The 20,453-nt window shown below is 40.6% G+C and carries 22 protein-coding genes and 1 tRNA gene; 14 read left to right on the top strand and 9 right to left on the bottom strand.

What is annotated here, in order from left to right; all coding sequences use genetic code 11:
- Positions 1 to 24 precede the first annotated feature (24 nt).
- On the bottom strand, positions 25 to 660 hold the full coding sequence (locus tag AC570H_RS14400; protein ID WP_497355982.1) for a TetR/AcrR family transcriptional regulator: 636 nt from the start codon (positions 658 to 660) through the stop codon (positions 25 to 27).
- A gap of 762 nt (positions 661 to 1,422) precedes the next feature.
- Here AC570H_RS14400 and AC570H_RS14395 point away from each other — a divergent pair.
- From AC570H_RS14395 to AC570H_RS14370, 6 genes are all read left to right on the top strand, one after another.
- The gene (locus tag AC570H_RS14395; RefSeq protein WP_497355980.1) at positions 1,423 to 2,016 is read left to right on the top strand and encodes a TMEM175 family protein; all 594 of its coding nucleotides are present in this window, start codon (positions 1,423 to 1,425) and stop codon (positions 2,014 to 2,016) included.
- A gap of 55 nt (positions 2,017 to 2,071) precedes the next feature.
- The gene (gene murB / locus AC570H_RS14390) at positions 2,072 to 3,088 is read left to right on the top strand and encodes a UDP-N-acetylmuramate dehydrogenase (RefSeq protein WP_497355978.1); all 1,017 of its coding nucleotides are present in this window, start codon (positions 2,072 to 2,074) and stop codon (positions 3,086 to 3,088) included.
- A 156-nt stretch (positions 3,089 to 3,244) separates the two neighbouring features.
- On the top strand, positions 3,245 to 3,772 hold the full coding sequence (locus AC570H_RS14385) for an RNA polymerase sigma factor (RefSeq protein ID WP_199137766.1): 528 nt from the start codon (positions 3,245 to 3,247) through the stop codon (positions 3,770 to 3,772).
- Positions 3,773 to 3,904: 132 nt separating this feature from the next.
- The gene (locus AC570H_RS14380) at positions 3,905 to 4,582 is read left to right on the top strand and encodes a lycopene cyclase domain-containing protein (protein ID WP_497355976.1); all 678 of its coding nucleotides are present in this window, start codon (positions 3,905 to 3,907) and stop codon (positions 4,580 to 4,582) included.
- Positions 4,582 to 4,815: a cytochrome b5 domain-containing protein gene (locus tag AC570H_RS14375; protein WP_497355974.1), complete on the top strand. Its 234-nt coding sequence runs from the start codon at positions 4,582 to 4,584 to the stop codon at positions 4,813 to 4,815. Before AC570H_RS14380 ends, AC570H_RS14375 begins: the two co-directional genes overlap by 1 nt.
- A gap of 48 nt (positions 4,816 to 4,863) precedes the next feature.
- A complete protein-coding gene (locus tag AC570H_RS14370) occupies positions 4,864 to 5,280 on the top strand; it encodes a DUF1801 domain-containing protein (RefSeq protein WP_497355972.1) in 417 nt (138 codons plus the stop codon).
- Positions 5,281 to 5,305: 25 nt separating this feature from the next.
- On the opposite strand, the gene AC570H_RS14365 is transcribed toward AC570H_RS14370, so the two are convergent.
- Positions 5,306 to 6,157, bottom strand: a complete 852-nt coding sequence (locus AC570H_RS14365; RefSeq protein WP_497355970.1) for an AraC family transcriptional regulator — start codon at positions 6,155 to 6,157, stop codon at positions 5,306 to 5,308.
- A 153-nt stretch (positions 6,158 to 6,310) separates the two neighbouring features.
- On the opposite strand from AC570H_RS14365, the gene AC570H_RS14360 reads away from it, so the two are divergent.
- The gene (locus AC570H_RS14360) at positions 6,311 to 7,378 is read left to right on the top strand and encodes an L-dopachrome tautomerase-related protein (RefSeq protein WP_497355968.1); all 1,068 of its coding nucleotides are present in this window, start codon (positions 6,311 to 6,313) and stop codon (positions 7,376 to 7,378) included.
- A gap of 44 nt (positions 7,379 to 7,422) precedes the next feature.
- On the opposite strand, the gene AC570H_RS14355 is transcribed toward AC570H_RS14360, so the two are convergent.
- A complete protein-coding gene (locus tag AC570H_RS14355; protein ID WP_497355966.1) occupies positions 7,423 to 8,346 on the bottom strand; it encodes a PfkB family carbohydrate kinase in 924 nt (307 codons plus the stop codon).
- 143 nt (positions 8,347 to 8,489) lie between these two features.
- On the opposite strand from AC570H_RS14355, the gene AC570H_RS14350 reads away from it, so the two are divergent.
- From AC570H_RS14350 to AC570H_RS14340, 3 genes are all read left to right on the top strand, one after another.
- Positions 8,490 to 8,563: transfer RNA gene (locus AC570H_RS14350), tRNA-Asn, on the top strand.
- A gap of 559 nt (positions 8,564 to 9,122) precedes the next feature.
- Positions 9,123 to 9,701, top strand: coding sequence for a UPF0758 domain-containing protein (locus AC570H_RS14345; RefSeq protein ID WP_497355964.1), 579 nt, complete (start codon positions 9,123 to 9,125; stop codon positions 9,699 to 9,701).
- A gap of 431 nt (positions 9,702 to 10,132) precedes the next feature.
- The gene (locus tag AC570H_RS14340; protein WP_497355962.1) at positions 10,133 to 10,657 is read left to right on the top strand and encodes an N-acetyltransferase; all 525 of its coding nucleotides are present in this window, start codon (positions 10,133 to 10,135) and stop codon (positions 10,655 to 10,657) included.
- Positions 10,658 to 10,935: 278 nt separating this feature from the next.
- Here the strand turns inward: AC570H_RS14340 and AC570H_RS14335 are convergent, their stop codons facing one another.
- The 4 genes from AC570H_RS14335 to AC570H_RS14320 all read right to left on the bottom strand — a co-directional run bounded on the left by AC570H_RS14335 (position 10,936) and on the right by AC570H_RS14320 (position 14,901).
- A complete protein-coding gene (locus tag AC570H_RS14335; protein ID WP_497355960.1) occupies positions 10,936 to 11,595 on the bottom strand; it encodes a hypothetical protein in 660 nt (219 codons plus the stop codon).
- A 455-nt stretch (positions 11,596 to 12,050) separates the two neighbouring features.
- Positions 12,051 to 12,632: a hypothetical protein gene (locus AC570H_RS14330; protein WP_497355959.1), complete on the bottom strand. Its 582-nt coding sequence runs from the start codon at positions 12,630 to 12,632 to the stop codon at positions 12,051 to 12,053.
- Between the two features lie 212 nt (positions 12,633 to 12,844).
- Positions 12,845 to 13,984, bottom strand: a complete 1,140-nt coding sequence (locus AC570H_RS14325) for a hypothetical protein (protein ID WP_497355957.1) — start codon at positions 13,982 to 13,984, stop codon at positions 12,845 to 12,847.
- Between the two features lie 23 nt (positions 13,985 to 14,007).
- On the bottom strand, positions 14,008 to 14,901 hold the full coding sequence (locus tag AC570H_RS14320) for a TssN family type VI secretion system protein (RefSeq protein ID WP_497355955.1): 894 nt from the start codon (positions 14,899 to 14,901) through the stop codon (positions 14,008 to 14,010).
- Between the two features lie 104 nt (positions 14,902 to 15,005).
- Here AC570H_RS14320 and AC570H_RS14315 point away from each other — a divergent pair, with 104 nt between their 5' ends.
- On the top strand, positions 15,006 to 15,950 hold the full coding sequence (locus tag AC570H_RS14315; protein ID WP_497355953.1) for a type VI secretion system baseplate subunit TssG: 945 nt from the start codon (positions 15,006 to 15,008) through the stop codon (positions 15,948 to 15,950).
- On the opposite strand, the gene AC570H_RS14310 is transcribed toward AC570H_RS14315, so the two are convergent.
- Together AC570H_RS14310 and AC570H_RS14305 are read right to left on the bottom strand one after the other, a co-directional pair.
- Positions 15,947 to 17,788 carry a type VI secretion system baseplate subunit TssF gene (locus tag AC570H_RS14310; RefSeq protein ID WP_497355951.1) on the bottom strand — a complete coding sequence of 614 codons (1,842 nt, stop codon included), beginning with the start codon at positions 17,786 to 17,788 and terminating at the stop codon, positions 15,947 to 15,949. The genes AC570H_RS14315 and AC570H_RS14310 overlap by 4 nt on opposite strands.
- Before the next feature lie 23 nt (positions 17,789 to 17,811).
- Positions 17,812 to 18,246: a GPW/gp25 family protein gene (locus AC570H_RS14305; RefSeq protein WP_497355949.1), complete on the bottom strand. Its 435-nt coding sequence runs from the start codon at positions 18,244 to 18,246 to the stop codon at positions 17,812 to 17,814.
- 172 nt (positions 18,247 to 18,418) lie between these two features.
- Between AC570H_RS14305 and AC570H_RS14300 the strand changes: the two genes are divergently transcribed.
- The 3 genes from AC570H_RS14300 to AC570H_RS14290 are packed head-to-tail and all read left to right on the top strand — an operon-like array spanning position 18,419 to position 20,446.
- Positions 18,419 to 18,940: a hypothetical protein gene (locus AC570H_RS14300; protein ID WP_497355948.1), complete on the top strand. Its 522-nt coding sequence runs from the start codon at positions 18,419 to 18,421 to the stop codon at positions 18,938 to 18,940.
- 14 nt (positions 18,941 to 18,954) lie between these two features.
- Complete coding sequence (locus tag AC570H_RS14295) at positions 18,955 to 19,440, top strand: type VI secretion system transmembrane protein TssO (protein WP_497355946.1); 486 nt, start codon at positions 18,955 to 18,957, stop codon at positions 19,438 to 19,440.
- A 34-nt stretch (positions 19,441 to 19,474) separates the two neighbouring features.
- A complete protein-coding gene (locus AC570H_RS14290; RefSeq protein ID WP_497355944.1) occupies positions 19,475 to 20,446 on the top strand; it encodes a PKD domain-containing protein in 972 nt (323 codons plus the stop codon).
- Positions 20,447 to 20,453 lie beyond the last annotated feature (7 nt).

The following is a 20,453-nucleotide window of genomic DNA, read 5'->3' as shown; positions in this document are numbered from 1 at the left end:
TATTTTGGGTTTAATGAATTAAATTTAATGGCTCGCTGCCGGAGCTTCCGTTTGCAGCTTGAGCTTGTTTGCGTAAATATGGGCCAGGCCTGTGAGCGAGCATACGCCGTAAAGGAAATGTTCGGTGAGCTCTACCATAATCTGTGCAAGGTTGTACTTGTTGGTTGTGTATTGGTCATGTTGCGTAAAAATAAGGTCAACCTGATCCAGGCGAAGCTGCGTTAGGATATCGATGTTGATGTCGTCGCGGTATAGACCTTCTTTAATGCCACGCTCCAAATTCTTATAAATCGTTACACGAAGCGTTTTTTCTTTAAACTCCCTAAAGATCAGCCAGGCTTTTGCATGGTATTTCTGCAGATCGTAAAAAAGCCTAGGATTCATGTTCGCCAAAAATGTGTTGGTGCTTTCAATGGCAGCAAAAATTTCGTCTACCGCGTTTTCCGAATTCTCTGCACTGGCTTTGGCTACACAATCTTGTGTGCTGATTTTCTCTGCAATCAATATGCTTACGAGTTCGTCTTTGTCACTAAAATGCCGATAAATAGTTTTTTTAGACATGCCCAAATGTTTGGCTATATCGTCCATTGTTACGCTTTTAAAGCCAAACTGGCAAAAAAGCTTGTCGGCTTCCTCAATGATGTATGCTCTAATTTCCAAATCTTCTCTCCAAATAATAATACTTAGGAAACTTTTTTTAAGTCCAAAGTTTCCATTAGGACAAATTTTTAGCCCCAGCTAAGAGGCTATGTGTAAATTCCTCAAACTACGGCTTTCAAATCGACCGCAAAACTAAGGAAACTTTTTTTAATTCCAAAGTTTCCTGATTAAAATTTTTATTTCCTCAATGAGGGTCATTTCTGTATGTAATTCCATGAGCTTGTATGTTTAAATCCATGGCACAAAGAAAGGCAATAATCAAACGCAGGTCTAGCTTTTATCGGTGAACGGAGGTTTCGGGTAGGTGAAGAGAAGAGATTTTTGGTTTATCCAATAGTTCGTCATCCCGGACTTGATCCGGGATCTGTTTCGATATATGATCTGGATGACAATCTCAAAACATAGCAGCAAGAAACATCATTAGCTAAACCCGGTGGAAGCGGACACGAAGTAAAGCGGACAACGGGACTGTATTTGCCATAACATGTTGCAGGTGCTTTTCAAAAAAAGAGAAATACTGATAATTCATCCAAAAATGCGTCATGCCTGACCCAGATCCGGCCTGCCTGCGGTAGCAGGTATCTCCCCTTGATATAGACCCTGAAACAAGTCTAGGCTGACGATGGAATAAGGATTTATCGAAGGAGATTGCTTCTTGCGCTCGTCTGCTTGCGGTAGGCAGGCAATGAAGATTTTGGACTATGGACTATAGACTTTCGACTATGAACTTCCTTTCTTATCTTCGAACCACAAACTATTAACATGAAAAAAGGAAGAATAGAAGCATTTAGCGATGGAGTAATTGCCATTATTATTACCATTATGGTATTGGAACTAAAGGTGCCGCACGAAAAATTCGAGCTCAGAGACCTTGGTCCCCTATGGCCTGTTTTTTCAAGCTATGTGCTGAGTTTTATCTATGTAGGCATTTACTGGAACAACCATCACCATATGTTCAGCGCTGTAAATAAAGTAAATGGCGCAGTGCTTTGGGCCAATCTGCATTTGCTGTTCTGGCTTTCGATGATCCCTTTTGCCACCTCGTGGATGGGCGAAAATCATTTTGCACCCGCACCGGTAGCCGTTTATGGTTTTGTGCTGCTCATGAACGGTTTTGCCTACGTCATCCTGATGCTCTTGTTGGTTAAACACCATGGCAGCGATTCGCTATTGGCCAAGGCCGTAGGCAGCGATGTAAAGGGCAAAATATCTGTTGCCTGCTATTTGATTGCCATTCCTTGCGCATTCGTTTCCGTATGGATCTCTGGAAGCCTTTTTATATTGGTAGCCTTGATTTGGCTAATTCCGGATAAGAGAATTGAGAATGTGCTGCATGAGGCCGAGGATGAAATTTAATGCCCCAATGGGCTATTCGGCCTTTTTATATACCTTTGTGCTCTAATTCAGAACCATGTCCGTTTTTCAAGAAAATGTATCCCTAAAGCCCTATAATACTTTTGGCATCGAGGTGAAGGCCCGTTACTTTGTAGCGATTGCCAACCAGGATGAGCTAAAAACCGTATTCGCCGATCCATTGGCCAAAACGCAAAAAATATTGGTAATGGGCGGTGGGAGCAATATGTTGTTTACACAGGATTTTGACGGACTGGTTATTAAAATGGACATTCAGGGCATTAGCCATGAGACAGAAGGCAACGAGGTAAGGGTAAGTGCAGGAGCAGGTGTAGTTTGGAACGATTTGGTAAACTATTGTGTAGCAAATGGCTTCGCCGGATTAGAAAACCTCAGCCTCATCCCTGGTACGGTTGGCGCTTCGCCCATTCAGAATATAGGCGCTTATGGAGTAGAGCTGAAGGATGTTTTTTCCTGGTGTACTGCATTTGAAATCGCAACTGGACAAATCAGTACTTTCGATTATGCCGATTGCGAGTTTGGCTATCGCGATAGCATATTCAAAAACGAACTTAAAGGCAAATACATCATTACAGCGGTAGGCTTTCACTTGAGCAAAACTGCACAGCTGCATACACATTATGGTGCAATTAATGCAGAATTAGAAAAGAGAAACATCGTTGAGCCCAACATAGCCGATATCTCTGCGGTGGTATCGCATATCAGGGTAAGCAAGTTGCCAGATCCTAAAACAATTGGCAATGCAGGCAGTTTTTTCAAAAACCCAGTAATTGACAAAGTGCAATTCGAAAAACTTGTCCAAAAATTCCCCGAAGTGGTGCATTACCCGGCAGCCGAGGGAAAGATCAAATTGGCGGCAGGCTGGTTAATCGAACAATGTGGCTTTAAAGGCATAGTGGTTGGAAATACAGGTACATGGAAAAACCAGGCCTTGGTTTTGGTGAACCATGGCGGCGCCAGTGGACAAGAAGTGTATGGTTTTTCAGAACAGATTATCAATGAGGTGCAAGCCAAATTTGATGTAAGCCTTGAACGGGAGGTAAATATATTGTGACAAGGCTGTTTTTGCGTTAATTGATAAGTTTTTTCTTTAAAATAAAATAGGCTTTTCTTTTTTGGTATCATAGTTGTAAGACAAGATTTGATAAAAACAGTTGGCGAACCACTCTCCAAGCTTCTGTTTCTTTTTAAAACTTAAAACCTAAAAACTATGACACAGCTTCAATTTAACCACCAATTGCATGATTATTCTGGCTCATTACAGTCATTCGCTTTAAATTTTACAAAAGATATCGAAGATGCTAATGACTTGGTACAGGATACATTGTTAAAAGCGGTTACTTATTACAGCAAATTCAAAGAGGGAACCAATTTAAAAGGGTGGTTGTTTACAATTATGCGCAATACGTTTATTAATAACTACAGGCGCATGGTAAAAACCAATACTTTAATTACGCAGAGCGAAGATATCTCATCAGCCAATCTGCATTACAGTGCAACCAGAAATGCAGTGGAGAGCAAATTTGTGTTGGGCGATATCCATAAGGCATTGGCCACTTTGCAACCTGAGTATTATGTGCCTTTTATCAAATATTTTGAAGGTTACAAATACCACGAAATTGCTGAAGAATTGGACATTCCTATCGGAACAGTTAAAACCCGTATCCATGTGGCTAGGGGAATCCTAAAAAAATACTTAAAAACCTACGCCAAAGATATGGCTGCTACAGAGGTCTAACATACCTATCAAAACACGAAAAGGCTTCCCGTTTGGGAGGCCTTTTTTCGTTTCATGGCCTGCTGCAAAAAAGATACTGGTTAAACGCAGGCAAAATCCTACTTTTGACAATCGGAAATTAAACCCATTTGCATGAAGAACCTGTTTTTGTGTCTTGATATTTTTCTTTTTCTCGCACCATGGACTTTTTGTTTGGATGCCAAGGCATTTAAGCTAAAGAAATTGAACAAGGCAACTGTTCCTGCACTTTTAACGGGCATCATTTTCTCGGCCATTGCCATTGTATTTACAACTTTTGGCATTTGGGGCTTCAATTCCGAATTTCTGGTGGGTATTTATTATCGAGGTGTTCCGCTAGAATTTTTTCTTTTCTGTTTCAGCTTCAGCTTTTTGGGCATTAACGTTTATCAATACCTAAATGTGCGTTTTCCTAAAAACAGCCTGCAACAGTTCAGCCTTACATTCAGCAACCTGGTGCTCGGCCTTTGTATTGCCTTTAGTTTTTTTGGCTATATGCGCTGGTATACCATGGTGGTATTTGTACTGCTGTTTATCCTGCTGCTGTTTATCGAATACGTTAACAAGATCAGGTTCATGTATCGTTTTTACCGCGCCTTTTTAATGTGCTTGTTGCCTTTTTATATCTGTTTTGGCATCATGAGCAAACTGCCTATCTTGTATTATGCAACTGACCAAACCATAAAAATAAAAGTAATAGACATCCCGCTAGAAAGCCATTTCTATGTAATGACCATGCTTTTGTTGGGTGTTTATTTATTGGAATTCTTTGGCAAACGCGCAGCTAAATAATGGAATTGCCCACCTATACCAAATCTCAGCTCGCACTGCGCAATGGGCAAGACAAGCCCGAAATATGGGTAGCTTTTAAGGGGCTGATTTATGATGTGAGCGAAAGCCGCTTATGGAAAAACGGCAAGCATTACGAGCATTGGGCTGGCCAGGATCTGACCTCAGAATTGCCTGATGCGCCACATACCGAAACGGTTTTTGAGAAGTTTGTGGTGATAGGGATTTTGAGTTGAGAATCAATATATTTAGCTATTCATTTAAATTTTCAGGAATCACATTTTATGGAAATAGTAGATTTTATAGCGGTTCAAGACCTAGAAAGGCAATCCTTGCTTAAGCAGATCCATGATATAATTATCGAGAATGACCTCACTGTTGAACCTAAGGTTGACAGTATGATGGGTAAAGAAATGATCTTATACAATGATCGCGGCTTTTTCAAATATGGCTTGGCCAATACAAAAGCCCATCTCTCGGTACACGTGTTGCCAATTTACATGAATGCAACATTACATGAAAAATATGTGAATCTGTTGCCTAAAGCTAAATTTCAAAAAGGTTGTATCAACTTTAAAAGCGAAGAAGAGGTGCCATTGACGATTGTGGCACAACTTATTCAGGATACTGCAGGAATAGACCTGATTGCTATTAGAGAAGCTCAACTACAAAGCAGAAAAAAGAAAAAAGGCACCAGTTAGTCAATCGCACAAGATGATTCTCTCATCAGCCTACAGCTTTTAAGTTCAGTTCTTTGCGGTACTGAGAGGCACTTTTTCCTGTCGATTTCCTAAAAAACTTATTGAAATGGCTTTCGTCTGCAAAGCCCAATTCGTTCGAAATTTCATTGATCCGCATGTTGCTGAACCTGAGCTTGGCTTCAATCAGTTTAATGCGCAAGTTGGTGATGTACTGCTGTACGGTTTCGCTGGTATGCGTTTTAAAATATTTGCTGAGGTAGCTCTCTGAGATATCGAAATGCCTGCCCAGATTTTCTATTTTGAGCTTTTCTGGATGATAGATATTGGCCTGGATGTAATTGAGCATGGCCACTATTTTCTCTTCCGAATCTTCCTTCACGCTGGCCGGCATGTACTTGGCAATGTTGCGGGCTACAATTACAATGAGCGCATCGACCAGTTTTTTGATCAGCTCTTTGTTATAGAGGTTTTCGTTGTTGTACTCGCCAATTATGGCTTGGGCCAAAGATCTGACCAAAGGCTTATCGGCAAAGTTTTTAAGGATGCATCCCGGTTGGTGACTGGCATTCTGCAGAATAAATTCCAGTCGTTGCTGGTCATCGATATGCAAAGAGTTGGCTTTGAGGTAATGATCGGTAAAACGCAGAAAAAAGAATTCTGTAGTGGTGGCGATATCAAAAGAATGGCAATCTTCTGGCGTGATCAAGAACATATGATCCGGATGGTAATCGAAGTTGCTGTTATTGATGCATTGCTTGCCCGTACCCGATAGGATAAAGACCAATTCAAAAAACAAGTGTTTATGCTCGTTTTTTGGGCATTCGTCTATCTTTTTATAAACGATCTCAAAAGGTTCGTATAGGGTTTCTCTTTTCATGGCAGAAATTTACTGTAAAATCATCCGATAGTACCGAAGTATAAATGCATCGGTACCTCACCTTTGTAGGTACAAATAGAATTAAAAAAATGGGCTATCAATAGCTCCCGATTAAATTTTACACTACAAATATTAAACATTAATCAAATACAGATGAAAATCAAAAGACAAATTTTAATGCTAATTGCACTTACAGTTGGATTGGCATTGCCTGTAACGGCACAAATAAACGAAATACAAGCTCCGGTTTTAGAAGAAGTGGCCAAGTTGGATATCCGTCCTGGCGATGTGGCCGTATCGGCGAAGGGGAGAGTTTTTGCAACCATCCATCCCTTAGGAAGCCAGCAATGGCAGCTGGTAGAAATCAAAAATAAAAAAGCGGTACCTTATCCAAGTTTAACTTTGCAAAAGAATGGCGCCAAAGCCTCCGATGCCCATTTAGATGCGGTTTTAGGTTTGATTTTTGACAGTCAAGACCGCTTATGGGTAATTGATATGGGTTTGGAACTCGGCAAAACCCGATTGTGGTGTTTTGATATTGGGCAAAATAAAGTCATTGAAAAAATTGAATTGCCGACATCAGTTGCTCCCAAAGGCAGTTTTATGGAAGATGTGGCTGTCGATGAAAAAAATGGCTTTGCCTATTTGGCTGATATTGCCAATCTGGGAATTATCGCGTTGAACCTGAAAACCAAAAAAGCAAGACGGTTTAGTGGACATCGTTCGCTTCAGGCAGAGGATGTAGACATGCATATTGACGGAAAGCTGATTTATTTTCAAGGTAAGCCTGCTCGCGTAGCTATTGATCCGCTTACGCTTTCGGCCGACAAGGAAACCATTTATTTTGGGGCCATGAATGGTGTAACTTGGTATAAGGTTCCGGCCAAATTATTCAGAGTGGGGGCAAGCGACTCTACAATTGGGCAAGCCATTCAGAAAGCAGGCATAAAACCGATTAGCGATGGAGCAATTACCGATCGACAAGGCAACCACTACTTTACCAATTTGCAGGAGCATGCCATTAGCAAATTAGGCACTGATGGGAAATTGACAACTGTTATTCAGGATACTAAACTGCAATGGCCAGATAACGTTTATTTGGGTCCTGACGGCTGGTTTTATGTATCGGTTAACCAACTCAATACTACGCCGGCATTTACGGGTGGTACCGATGAGGGAAAGGCTCCCTTTTATCTCTACCGATTTAAATTAAAGAATTAATGAAAAAGGCTCCTCATTGGAGCCTTTTCTATGTTTATTGTTGCTTATTCTTGAGTGATCTCGAAACTGCTTAAGCTTACGAATTCCTGCAGGCGTGCAGCAATTGTTTTTTTATCGAGTTCCAGCAAGCGTTCTATTCCGAATTTTTCTACGCAGAAAGAGGCCAAGGCCGAACCATAGATCAAGGCATTTTTCATGTTGTTGAAGTTCACTGTGCCAACTTGAGCTAGGTAACCGATAAAGCCTCCCGCGAAAGTATCGCCGGCACCGGTTGGATCAAATACATCGGCTAAAGGCAGGGCAGGGGCCGAAAAGATCTTGTCTTCATGGAACAACAATGCGCCATGTTCGCCTTTTTTGATGATCAGGTATTTTGGACCCATGGTTAAGATTTTGTTGGCTGCTTTTACCAAAGAGTATTCCCCAGATAATTGGCGGGCCTCCGAATCGTTAATGGTCAATACATCGATCATTTTAATGGTTTCCAGGAGGTCGTCCATCATAATGTCCATCCAAAAATTCATGGTGTCCAATACAATTAGTTTTGGACGGTTTTTTAGGCGTTTAATTACGGTTTGTTGAACCTGTGGCGTTAAATTGCCCAGCATCAAATACTCGCAGTCCTGATAACTGTCGGGAATGATGGGGTCAAAGTTCTCCAATACGTTCAATTCGGTAACCAAGGTGTCGCGACTGTTCATATCATTGTGGTATTTTCCGCTCCAAAAGAAAGATTTTTCGCCTTCTTTAACCTGCAAACCTTCGGTATCTATTCCGTGTTGGTTAAGGATGTCGATGTTGTCTTGCCCGAAATCATCGCCTACTACGGCAACAATTTTGGTTTTGTTATATAAGTAAGCTGCGGCCAAACTGGCGTAAGTTGCGGCGCCGCCTACAATTTTATCTGTTTTTCCGAATGGGGTTTCAAGGGCATCGAATGCCACAGTACCTATGATTATCAGGCTCATATGTCTTTTGTTGTAATTTTTTTAAAATTTTTTCACTGCAAATATTGCATAAATAATTTAAAAGCCCTAATATTGCATTCCCAAAACAAACAGGGGTATATGTTCAAAGCATATACAACAAGGCGTTTTTGGACAACCGGTACTCCCGAATAGCTCAGCCGGTTAGAGCATCTGACTGTTAATCAGAGGGTCGCTGGTTCGAGCCCAGCTTCGGGAGCTTTAAAGCGGATAACGAAAGTTATTCGCTTTTTTTGTTTAACTGGGCGAGAAGTTTACCCAGAGCATAGCGAGATAAGCCCAGCTTCGGGAGCTAAAGCCTCTAGTAATAACGCTAGAGGCTTTTCTTTTTTTGGATGTTTTTCGATCATTGTTTATTATGATTTAAAATGGGTTTTTGGTTTAAGCCCTCTTTCTGTCTTGATTTTTTAATAGGCTTAAGGAAGTCATCATTTACCGCTTTCTAGGTTTTGAATTTAATTCTTATTGCCTGGGTAATGCATCTGGGCTACTGCCAATGGATTACCTTTCGTTTTTCGCGGCCGGCCGCTTTGCGGCACTGGTCGCTGCAGGATACCTTGTCGATCCTGCCTTCAAAAGTTCTTTTGCAACCTGAATAGCTGCGTATCCAGTCTATGGCTTGACGGATGGCAAATTATCTTTTTTGGTTCGCAGCGTTATATCCGATTTAAAAGCGCTTAGAACGGGTCAGCTAATATACGACCGGCTAATTGTTTTTCAATGGCGAAGTTTGTTAACATGTTTAATACAAAAGGGTTATGAGAAACAATACAATCGCTACCGAAGCTTTTTTCTCAGGGAGGAAAAGCTTTTTTCTGGACTTCGGCCTAGCAAAGAACAACACGAACTATATTACTGTCACCAGCCGGATCGAGGAAAAAGACGGTTCGGAGAGGACTGCCCGACTTTTTATCTGGGAGGAGGATTTTGAGCTTTGGATTTCGGCTTTTGCTTCGCTTTTCCGCTCTGCGGTGGGGACGTTGGAGAAAACGCCCAATCTTTTCAGCCAACTTGGCCCAAAGGGCGAAGGAGGCATCAAATCATGGGAAAGCGATTTAAGGCCAAGGGAAAGGTTTGCCCAGTATGGTGCAGGCGCATTAAGGGACCGGGAACTTGTTACAATGCTGATCGGCTCAGGCAGCGAGGACGCCAGTGCAGTTGATCTTGCCGGGAAAATACTGGCTTCAGTAGGCGATGATCTGAAAAGGCTTTCTTCATTGAGCCATACAGATCTGGCCAGATTCAAAGGGGTAGGGCTGGCAAAATCGAGCTCGGTGCTGGCTGCTCTTTTGCGAAGCAAAAGGAGCCTTTCTTCAGGGTTATTGATGAAGGGGTAATAGAGGGGTAACAAGAATCTGATGTTCCCTGAGAGGATCTATGCGGTAAGCCTCAGACTACAAATCCATGGTGCCTACTGAACAGTTTGGAACGTACAGGGATGGATAGTATTTCCGAAATACACACTATTGGCATCACTATTGTTACTGCTATCAATACTATTATTATCATTATTGCTATAATTAAGATTATTAGCATTATATTTGTATTAATTAATAACAAGAGTAATTACAACAATGGCAACTCCAATAAAACCAACACCAATTCTTTCAGGATCTTCTTCAAGAAGATTCAACAGAGAGCTTACGGCTGGTCAGAGTGTAAAAGCTTCTGCTGCCGAACGAGCCCGTATTACTGATCTTGTTAGTAAAATCTTAGGGAAAAACTCGGGTAAATAAGCTTGAAACTTGCTGATCTATCATTTTCGTCCTTGAACGAAAATTCTGCTATTAAGACTTTTGATTGCGGGCTGGAAGATATAACGGCTTTTTTGCATGATGATGCGCTAAATTATCAATCGGAGAAGATGGCCAATACTTATCTTTTCAACGATGATGACGGAAAGGTAATGGCATTTTTTAGCATTTCTAATGATTGCCTAAATGACACAGGAGTCGATAACGGATTTACAAATACGGTTTGGAATCGTCTGCATCGTTTTTTAGGTCTTTCGAATGCAAAGAGAATTCGCCAGTATCCGGCTATTAAAATTGGAAGACTTGGTGTCCACAAGGATTTGCACGGCTCAGGTGCGGCATACGAACTTATGGATTTTATTAAGGGCTGGGCATTGATTGATCATAAACCCGCCTGCCGATTGTTGATACTAGATGCAATTAATAAAGAAAAGCAATTAAAATATTACGACAGGAACGGATTTAAGTTTCTGCTTGCCGCCGACGAGAAAAGCAAGACAAGAATAATGTATTACGATCTGGAAAAGCTTTCTGAGTAAATTTTAAAGAAAAAAATTTCCAAAAGGCCAATGACATGTTAGCGGCCTTTAAAAATAAATTCTAAATTCGCTATTAATTAAAAACCGCTACAAATATTTAACGGGATTTTTATATTTGTTTGTAATCGATTGATTAAGATATAGTTAGAAAAGGGTGGCGCCTGTCTGTTAATCAGAGGGTCGCTGGTTCGAGCCCAGCTTCGGGAGCTTTAAAGCGGATAACGAAAGTTATTCGCTTTTTTTGTTTAACTAGTCGAGAAATTTATCCCGAGCGAAACTTATTTCTCCAGCTTTTTGATCTGGTTTACGATGTCTTTTCCTCTTTGAATGGAGACTGTCGACAACATTGAATACCCGTTGAGCGACGTGATGTAATCATTATAAAGATATCGATACAATTTAGTCGTGGTGAAGCCTTCCGGATGCGAATTGATTTCATACAGAATTTTTTCCTTAGCTTTCTCCAGCTTTTCTTTTGCTGTATTGACTGCAGGAAGTAAATCCTGATAATATCTTAGAATTGCGTTCCGCAAGGTGTTATCTTCTATGAATGCGATCTTCCCACTAGACTTAAAACCTTCAAAACTAGAATTCATGTTATAAAATGTATATTTACCAGTGATGATCTGCGTGATTTGGTCAATATTCGTAATATTTTTAGTTTCTCGTTCTATGGGCGATAATTTGCTGATTTCGAATTGCTTTTCTCCGATCGTCTTATTTATTTCTATTGTAAGATCTGCCATAAATTCCCTGACTTCCTTCTGCTGATGCCGATGCTCGCTCCATTCATGTAGCCATATCGACAAGCTTAGCGCAAAAACAATGATAATGATCTCTACAATAAACTCTCCCGCCTTGTGCCACAAACTGTGTTCTTTGCTACTCAAGATTTTATGCGTTTTTTTAACATGTTTAATGACTTCCTGATCTGCCATAATATTTTAATTAGCTACTGAAAAACCTTTATTTAAAGATATAAAAAAGATTGTACATATTGTATTTCAGTGAATTATGGCGCAAAGCACAGCGTTGCATCGGGATCAGCCTTTGTTTAGATTACATATGTGATATGGGTAAGCGAGAATAAGAAAGATCAGTCATTTTAGCGCGCATAGGCAGCGATAAAATCAATACAGTATTTATGGATGATCCTGTACAGAATTTGAGCGATATAAACGTATTATCCTTAGTAAGCTGTCAATCTTTTATTTATATCGATATTTTCCAGTGGCGAATCCCAAATCGTTGCAATACTATTAAGGTCAGTAAAGAGATTTTTCGGAAAATATAGCGTCTCGGGAGCTTTAAAAAGCCACGACGAATTCGTGGCTTTTTTTATTGCTATTGAATGAGTTGCCTGATCAATGTACCTGCGCAACACAAAGGTTGCCTAAAGTTTCTCAATAATTTTCGAAGTAGATAGTTGGGCATAGATGAACCAGCCGCTTGGTACACCCCAGCCATTCGGAATGGTCAGCTGTGAGCCAGAGGGCAAGCCATCATGACGGGTAATGGTCAAATAACCAGGACTCGAAGAATTGGTAACTATCCAGCCCGTTGGCACACCCCAGCCACTTGAAATTATAATGCTAGAGCCTGGAGCCATTCCATCAATCCTAGTAATGGTCAAATAGCCTGGGCTTGTAGAATTGGTAACCACCCAGCCACTTGGTGCCGTTTGTCCGCTTTTGATAACCAGTTCATAACCAGTGGGCAAGTCGTCATATTTAGTAATGGTTTTGTACATACCATCAGCAGACCTCCATGTGATAATCCAGCCCAATGGGGTTGGCTGGCTGCTAGGTATGGTTTGTGTTTCGGGTTCACCAGCTAATGTATTGTTCTTTTGTGCAGCAGCAACAGCTAAAGCAGGAATGTTCGATGTGGATTGGTCAATAGAGGCTTCTTTTTTACAACCAGATAGGCTTATTCCTATTAACAATGCAGCGAGGGAATATGATCTTACGTTCATAACAATTGGTTTTGAGATTGATGTTAATTTATTTATGATTCTAGGGTGAAATTTATAGTTATAAGTCTGATAACAAGATAATTATATAAATCTAAAAAAAGATGGTTTGTATGTTAAATAATCGTAACATTTTTAAGTCCTTCATAAAATAAAAAGCCCATCTCTGTTAATAGAGATGGGCTTTTAGGTATGATAGCTTTTTCTTTTTAAGATTAATCGAGCAATGTCCAGGTTTTTCTTGCTTGTACCTGTTGCACCACTTGTTGTTCGGCAACCACAATATTTTCCTTTCTCTGGCCGATGTATTCCAATCCGCTCAATTTATTCCAAAGGCCAACCAATACGGTCATGAATTCGTTTACGGTTTGAAAGGATTCATAGATTTTTTTATGGTCGTATACAATCTCAATGGTTCTGGAAAGCAGCTCTTCAAAATTGCCTGGTGTTACATCTTTCCATTCATAGAAGTATTTCAATAGCTCTTCGCGTTCGTTAGATGCAATCAGTTTAATGGCGGTAAAAAAAGTATGGGCCAAGCTTGAAAAATAGCCAATCAATACCACTGGCGATTCCTTATAGGCAATATTTCTGTAATCATAGAAAATGCCGGCAATATAATCGACCATTTTTTCTGAAATCAGGCGAATGTTCTTCCCTAATACGCTTACGTTTTCCTTTCCAGTTGTTTTGTCTATGATCTTAAAACTAGCCAGCTGCAGGTCGTTCAGCAAAAGGCTAAAGGTTTCGTAATAACGGATAAGCGCAGAATGACTGGTGAGCGTAGAGCTAGGCGGGATGTAATTTCTATTGAGGGTTAATTTTCCATTTTCATGATAAACCTGCCCAATGGTGAGAAAGTAACTGTCTGATAGCTGCGCTGCGATTTCATTTTCCGGTATCACCACAATGGAATAGGCCTTCGCTAATTCTGGATAGCGCAATGGACTTTCTTCAGGATCGGGAATGCCAGCCGGTACACGCTTAAATGGATTAACAACCAGCAAAATCAAATAATTTCTGGGCTCCGATTGGCCGAAGTAATGATTGTGCGTCAATATTTCTCCCGAATCGCTTGGGGTAATGTCGATGTGGCAGCCCTCTGGCGTAATCGCATTGCAAAGCTTTACCCTGATTTCAATCTGATTGGTCGCCTTTTCGATAATGTCGATATCATGCGAGGTCTGATAGCCTGCAAATGGAGGAAGCAGTCCGTAATTGCTGTTATTGAGTCGCAGCGAAGTGGCGTTCCTTACAAAATCTTGTAAATAAAGATCATTGGTCACAAAATGATCGCTAGAAAGCTTCATTCCATTGATCCAATTGATCGGGTTATATTTTAAAGGCTTTATCATGGCTAGAGATTTTAAATAGAGATTTAGATGAATATAGCACTTTCTCCAATTTCATTTGGCTTATTTGCATTTTCAGAAACCCTTTTGGCATAAATGGTTACTTTTTCGGTAATGCCGTTTTGCTTGATGTCCAAATCTGGATCGATGAATAAGTTGCGCTTGAAGAAAGAGGTTTTGATAAAGAAAATCCAACTGTAGCTCTCTTGGTCTACATTTTTGAATTCCACGGGATTCTTGGCAAATTTCAGGTTATAATCGTCGATAAACTTGTGGAACCATACGCCAAAATTCATGTTTTCTGGAGCTTTTACCTTAACCTTTAAAGGCTCTGGATCTGTACTTTTTTTATAAAGTTCCAATTCCAATACCAAGAGGTTGTCAAAATCAACATGATCCATATTGATGTCCAATGGAGTAGGCGGATATTTCCAGATTTTGTAGATTTCCTGCGGAATGCTCAACAAGGAAACATAGGCCCACCAAAAGATCAGCGGTACAAAAAAGACTGCAATGGCGCCTGCGGCCCACCATCCAAAATCGATGGAACCAAGCCAGTTGAAGAGCAACTGAAAAAGGTATAGGCCCAAAACAGCCGAAATCAATGTAGCGAAAAAGATAAAGACTTTTCGCTCCAAAAGCGGATGGGGATAATATTTGGTCAGCAAAAACACATACAAAATTCCAAAAATGATGTAGGTGAGCTGGCAAATGATATAGCCCCAGGGCATAAAATTAAAATCTAAAAATCCGAGCGCGCCCGGAATCGCAAGAATAATTCCAAGAATCAGAACACTTACAATTAGTTTTTTGTTGTTTAAAAACTGGTTCTTCTTATTATATAGCGAAAGTATTGCTGTCGATATTAAAAAAATGAGAGGGAACAGCAGGTACCTGATGAAAAATGATTTGACGTCCATTTAGTTGGGGAATGTTTTATACAAATATAGTATCTTTAGTATTTGATGGCTTGGTTAATTTTCGGGCAATATAAATCTTGTTGATAACAAATAGACAATCTTAAATGTTTAACGAAAAAGGAAAATTGATAAATAACGATTTATTTAGTGACTATAAGGCTGTTACAGTGGCTGCCGCACTGATAGAAAATGGTGCTGTTGACATTGAAGATGTAGAAATAATGCCCAAAGGGGGCGATAAACGCGCATTTGCAAAAGATATCGGCCAATCGTTAAGCTATTTTTCTGAACTGAGGCTTAAAGACCGGCTCAGGATCGAGACCAACCGCGAAGGTTTATATGACATGTTGCCCGAAGGTTTATTCCATCGTGCGCCAAAGGGCAGTGCTTCTTTAGATGAAGAAGGCATGATGAAGGATATTCGGGAACGGAGAGAAGAAGAAAAACAGGCCCGGTTATTTTTTAGCCCCTTCGACCTCGAGCTCAACCATGTGCGCATACTCGCAGCGCTTTATGAAGATCGGCTAGATAAAAAAACAACCTACGCAGAGCTTAGCCAGATTTTTGAATACAATTGGGACGAATTTAAATTGCTCAATAAACAACAGGGCATTATATGGATGCACCTCCTGCCCGAAATCCAACAAAAGAGAAACGACCTTGATTTCATTGCCAAGGTTTTGACCGCGCTTTTTAATGTAGAGATCGCCTTGGTTGATTCTTCCCTAAAAATTAAGCCTCAGGCCATCAACCAAGCGCAACAAATTTCGTTGGGTGCCGGAGCGCTCGGCATCGATACCATTATTGGAAATAACTTTTTGCCGGAGAATGACCAACTTGCCATTAAGATTGGTCCAGCAACGGCTGAGGAGATCATCAGCTTTATGCCTAATCAGAAAAACAGAGAGATCCTCGACATGGCCTTGGATTACCTGGTTCCTGTAGGTACAGATGTAGAAATCGAGTTTGTATCTGGTGCTGAAAGCATGAACACCACCCTGCAGGAAGGTGGTGCCAACGTTTACCTAGGCTATACGGTATACCTTTAAAATGCGTTTTTGAGCAACATCCGAAAATGCAGGTCAAGCGTACTTCTTTGCTTCAGTTTGGCAGTAGTTAATTCCAGCAACTCATTCCAATCCTCAGCGCTGAGCTTCAGGTTTTCCTTTGGCCTAATCACAATGTCGGTGGTTCTCACAAAACCCGAGTTTGGCTTGCTGCCCATCATCAGCCCTTTTTCTAACGTAATCTCTTTTACCTTTTCGCCTAGTTCGTATTTACAGAAGTTGATGATATCGGCTTTGGTTACAATTCTGTCTGCAGTAGTTAATCCATATTTATAGGCCTGTACCCGATTGGTTGCATTCAGCCTTTCGCGTCCGCCTTTGGTTTGGGTAAGCATAACCAGGCTGTCGGGATAAAGCTTGTTGTTTTCGTAGAGTGAAAGTTTGCTGCCTCCCACAATCCTGTTTGCCTCATCGCCTTGGGTAATCCAGATATCTAAAAACATGATGTCGGCATTGCCAATAGGTTTCACCACCACATAACTTGGAAGCTCTTTGATCGATTTTAAAGTGATCCTGCTCTTCTGCTCAATTAAAGAAATGTTTTGCTCGAGGTTTTTGAGAGCCGTATTTAAGAAATCTGGTCCATAAGCCGAAAATGCGGCTTTTTCATCGCGTAGCAATTCAAATAGGTAATCTACAATTTCTTTGGCGCTACGCGAGTCGAACCTTTCGGTGCCGCCAAACCTGATCGAATAAGAACCATCGCCCTTGTCGTTTTCGTTGGTATAAGGAATTTCGTTGTAGCTCTTGCCATTGTTGTCCTGCAGTTTTTCTATGGCCAGCAACTGCTCAAAGTCATCGGTTTTAATGGGTACAATATTATTCATCGTTTTAAGGCGATGTTTAATCTGGTACATTTTTTTGTTCACCACCGGAAAGGCATTGATATGGATGTAAAGCTCGTTCAGCATTTCCTGGCTAATGGCTGCCGGAAACACAATTTTTAACCAAGTGATGTGTTCATCCAAACGATTGAGTATATCGGGCTGGAAAACAGACTTGAATAGCGCAGGATGCTTCTCGCTCTCGGTTCGTTGAAGATTTTCTGATTGGTCTAGCGTAATAAAGCGACTGCTATAATATTGCAACACATCAGCCTTGATCAGGTTCAGCAATTGTTTGTTCTGAAATGGTGCACTGTTGCTAAGAGCCACTTCTTCATCCATAAATCTGTCAACAAAGCTTGGCACCAGTTTTTCGTCCAAGTAACATCTGCAGAGCGAAAGCAGTTCATAGGTTTGATCTGGAATAGCAAAATTCTTCCAGTCGAAGAACAGATTCAGGCCACCAAGGTCTTGGGTATGTTCAAAACCGCTCAAGCCAATATAGATGCTGTTCTGTTCCAATGAAAATCCAGGCAGGGTTTGGGCAATGGTCGATTTTGTTGTAGGGCCTACCAGGGAAAGCGACTTGCCTGTTGCCAAGTATTTCAGCTCTGCCTGATACACTTTGACTTTATGGAGCGGACTAAAAAAAAGTTCTGTTTTTTTGGAGTCGTCTTTGGTTTTCTTAAACGAAAAATGGGTTTGTGGCGAAATGTAATCGGTTTTTTCAAGTGACCTGGCATGCATAATCGCATGGGCAGGCAGGGCCGAAGTCAAATGATCGGGTGCCAAAATCCTACTTAACTTATCAAAAATTCTATTTTCCAGGTTTTTGACGTCGTTTGATATGTTGAACAGTTCGTTGCCCAGTGCCTCAATAATCAATTTGACCAGGGGATCAAAATCGCTGCTGTTCTTAATGTTCCAAAAATCTTGGGCATTTTTTAATATCCTATTTCTGATCTCCTCTTTTGATGCGTAAAAAACTGGCTTCATATGTAGCTTTTAATGGTCGGTTGTTAGGTGGATAGGGGGCTAAGAAACAAAGCGGTATTAAAAAAATATTTTTCTCCCGTGGCTTTGATCAGGGCCCGTATGGTAATATCTACTTTTTTTTTGATTTCCGTAATCTTACGCAATGGATAAACGTTCTCTACTTCGGTTATTTTAACTTCTACGTCGGTATTATAGATTCTTTCCTCATAATCTGTAATGGATTTGAGCAATGATTTTCGAAATTTTTCTTCCCAAAGCGATTCGCTTACGATGAGTTCGAAATCCAGGTCCCAAATTTCGCATCCAAAGCTCGCATTGTGCCTATTTTCTCCATAGCGCGTAAAAATGATGAGCTCGATGTGGTTGGAAATCGATTTTCCAATATCGGATCCATGTAGCTCGTTGCCGGCAAAGATGGTATGAAATCGGAAGGGCTTATTGTAAAAATGATCAGGCATTTTGCGATTTGGCTTAAAGTTTGTTAAAAATAAAAAGAAAAACGCTCAGCTATAAAACAACGAAAACAAAAAATTGTTATGTAACTGGTTTAATTTAAAGTTAAATGAAGGAATGATGAGTGAGTTGGCTTTAAATTGGCCTTAATCCCCAAACCAAACAATTAATTAGGCTATGAAACCAATTAATGCTTTCGAAATAAGAAAATCTTATAGGGTTTTTCTATTGAACTTTCTGTTCCTTTCTGTTTTTTCTATTGGCTGCATCTATCTTTTTTTCTTTGCATCAGACAGAGAATACATGCTTTTGGAAAATAAAGCATCCGAAATAGAAAAACTTTCTGGTCTGCGTAAAGAGATCAACAATAAATTCGACGTAATCGCCTTGCGCTTTGTTGAGCTTTCCAAATTTAAGATCTACGACGCCGACGAACTGAGCAAACAAGCCATCCTTTTAGGCGATATCCAAGATGCAAACGCCAAGCTGAAAGACCTCATTGCCAAAGGCCCAAAAGGCAGTCCGAGTTTCGAACTCTATGAGCGCCTTAATAACAATGTTAGCGCAATGGCCAGCCAAACAGATTCGCTGTCTGATACCCGTTTCAGCATAGAAAGCTACCGCGAACAGTTAAATAACTGCATGCGCGTTAATCGCGAAGCGGCCAATAGAATCCGTAACGGAAGATTTGGAAAATAATTTCATCCCCCATCATGATTAAACTAAGCATTAAAGAAAGAAGAGTCCAGTTCCAGTTTTTTCTGGCGCTGTTTCTGGTAACAGTTGGACTGTTGAGTTTTGGCATATTCTATAATTCGCAGGCAAAATACACCATATCCAAAGATGAACTAGAAACCAAAATAAAGGAAAACAAGGCTTTTGAAGATATCGTAGTAGAAACCAGGCCAACAGTTGATACCACTTTTAAAAGGATTATTGCCTATAACCCAAATGTACAGGCCGTATTCTTGCAGAACGATATCCATACCGCACTGAGTTCTGTAAAATCAGCCTATGAAAGAAAGGCTTACGATTACCGCTATAAAACTTTCCTTCAAACCTCGCAGCTGTATAACATCCTTTTCATGGACAGGCAAGAGTTGAGGGGGAATTTGAAAGACATCGAGGATGTTAAAAGATCGCTTGATGATTGCGTCATCTCTCGCAGGCAATTGCAGCAAACCATGGCTTCACAATAAAATCATTTCTATAAACCAATAAATAACGTTAAAAATGCCTAATACAGATACTAAACAAGTCAGCTCCAACTCGCAGGGTTATGTAATTCTCTACATTTTGTTGGCCGTATTATTACTTACCGGTCTTATTTTTCTCTTTAAAAGCTCCTTATTCGAAAAACGGAAAGTTGATGCCCGGTTATTAAAAAGCGAAATTTCTCTCAACGAAAACCTCGTGTATACAGATAATACTCCCGGTGCAAAGAAATGGGTTTGGGAATTTGGTAACGGCGCCAAATCTAATGCTCAAAATGGTTCTTACCACTACGATAAGCCAGGGTCTTACATTGTTAGGATCACTGTTGATGGCGAACTGCGCGAACAATTTCCGTTAAACGTAATCGATACAGTTAAAACATTGGTTGATAGTGTATTGACCATTAGCGGGCCAACTGCCGGTTTGGTAAACGAAGAGGTAAGGCTAGAAGGCGAAGGACAAGGCAGAAACTTCGAATGGTCTTTTGGCGAAACCGGAAGGGTAGATGTTAAAGGAAAATCAGCGCTTTACACTTATAGGGCACCAGGAAAATACATCATTAAACTAAGGTCTGATAAAAGCAGGGTACCGGTATACCATACCATTTTAATTACAGATCCAAATGCCGAAATCGTTGAAGATTTGGTAGCACCTGGCGATGGAGAAAGAAAAACGATTGACGATATCAGGGCCAGGCTGCAAGCTATAGCCAATGGCGCCGATTTTAACTCTAATTATTATTATCTCATTAACAAATACATGTGCGGCAATGAAAAAGTGAGCGTAAATGTGGATATGGCTGGAAAGAAAAAGCAGACAGATTTCTATTCTTACTGCATGGGCTTAACCTTTGGTGGCGAAATTGCCATAGACGAAGCCCAACTAACCATTAAGCCCAATTCAACCTGCGCAAGCCTAATCAACATCAAACAACATTCTGCATCAGCACAGCCTAACGCGAAAGAAGCCGTTGCAAGTACCAATAACTAAACAGACC

This window comes from Pedobacter sp. B4419 (assembly GCF_059693725.1).
Note: the sequence above shows the minus strand (reverse complement) of the source record. Positions and strands in the feature narration are given on the sequence as shown.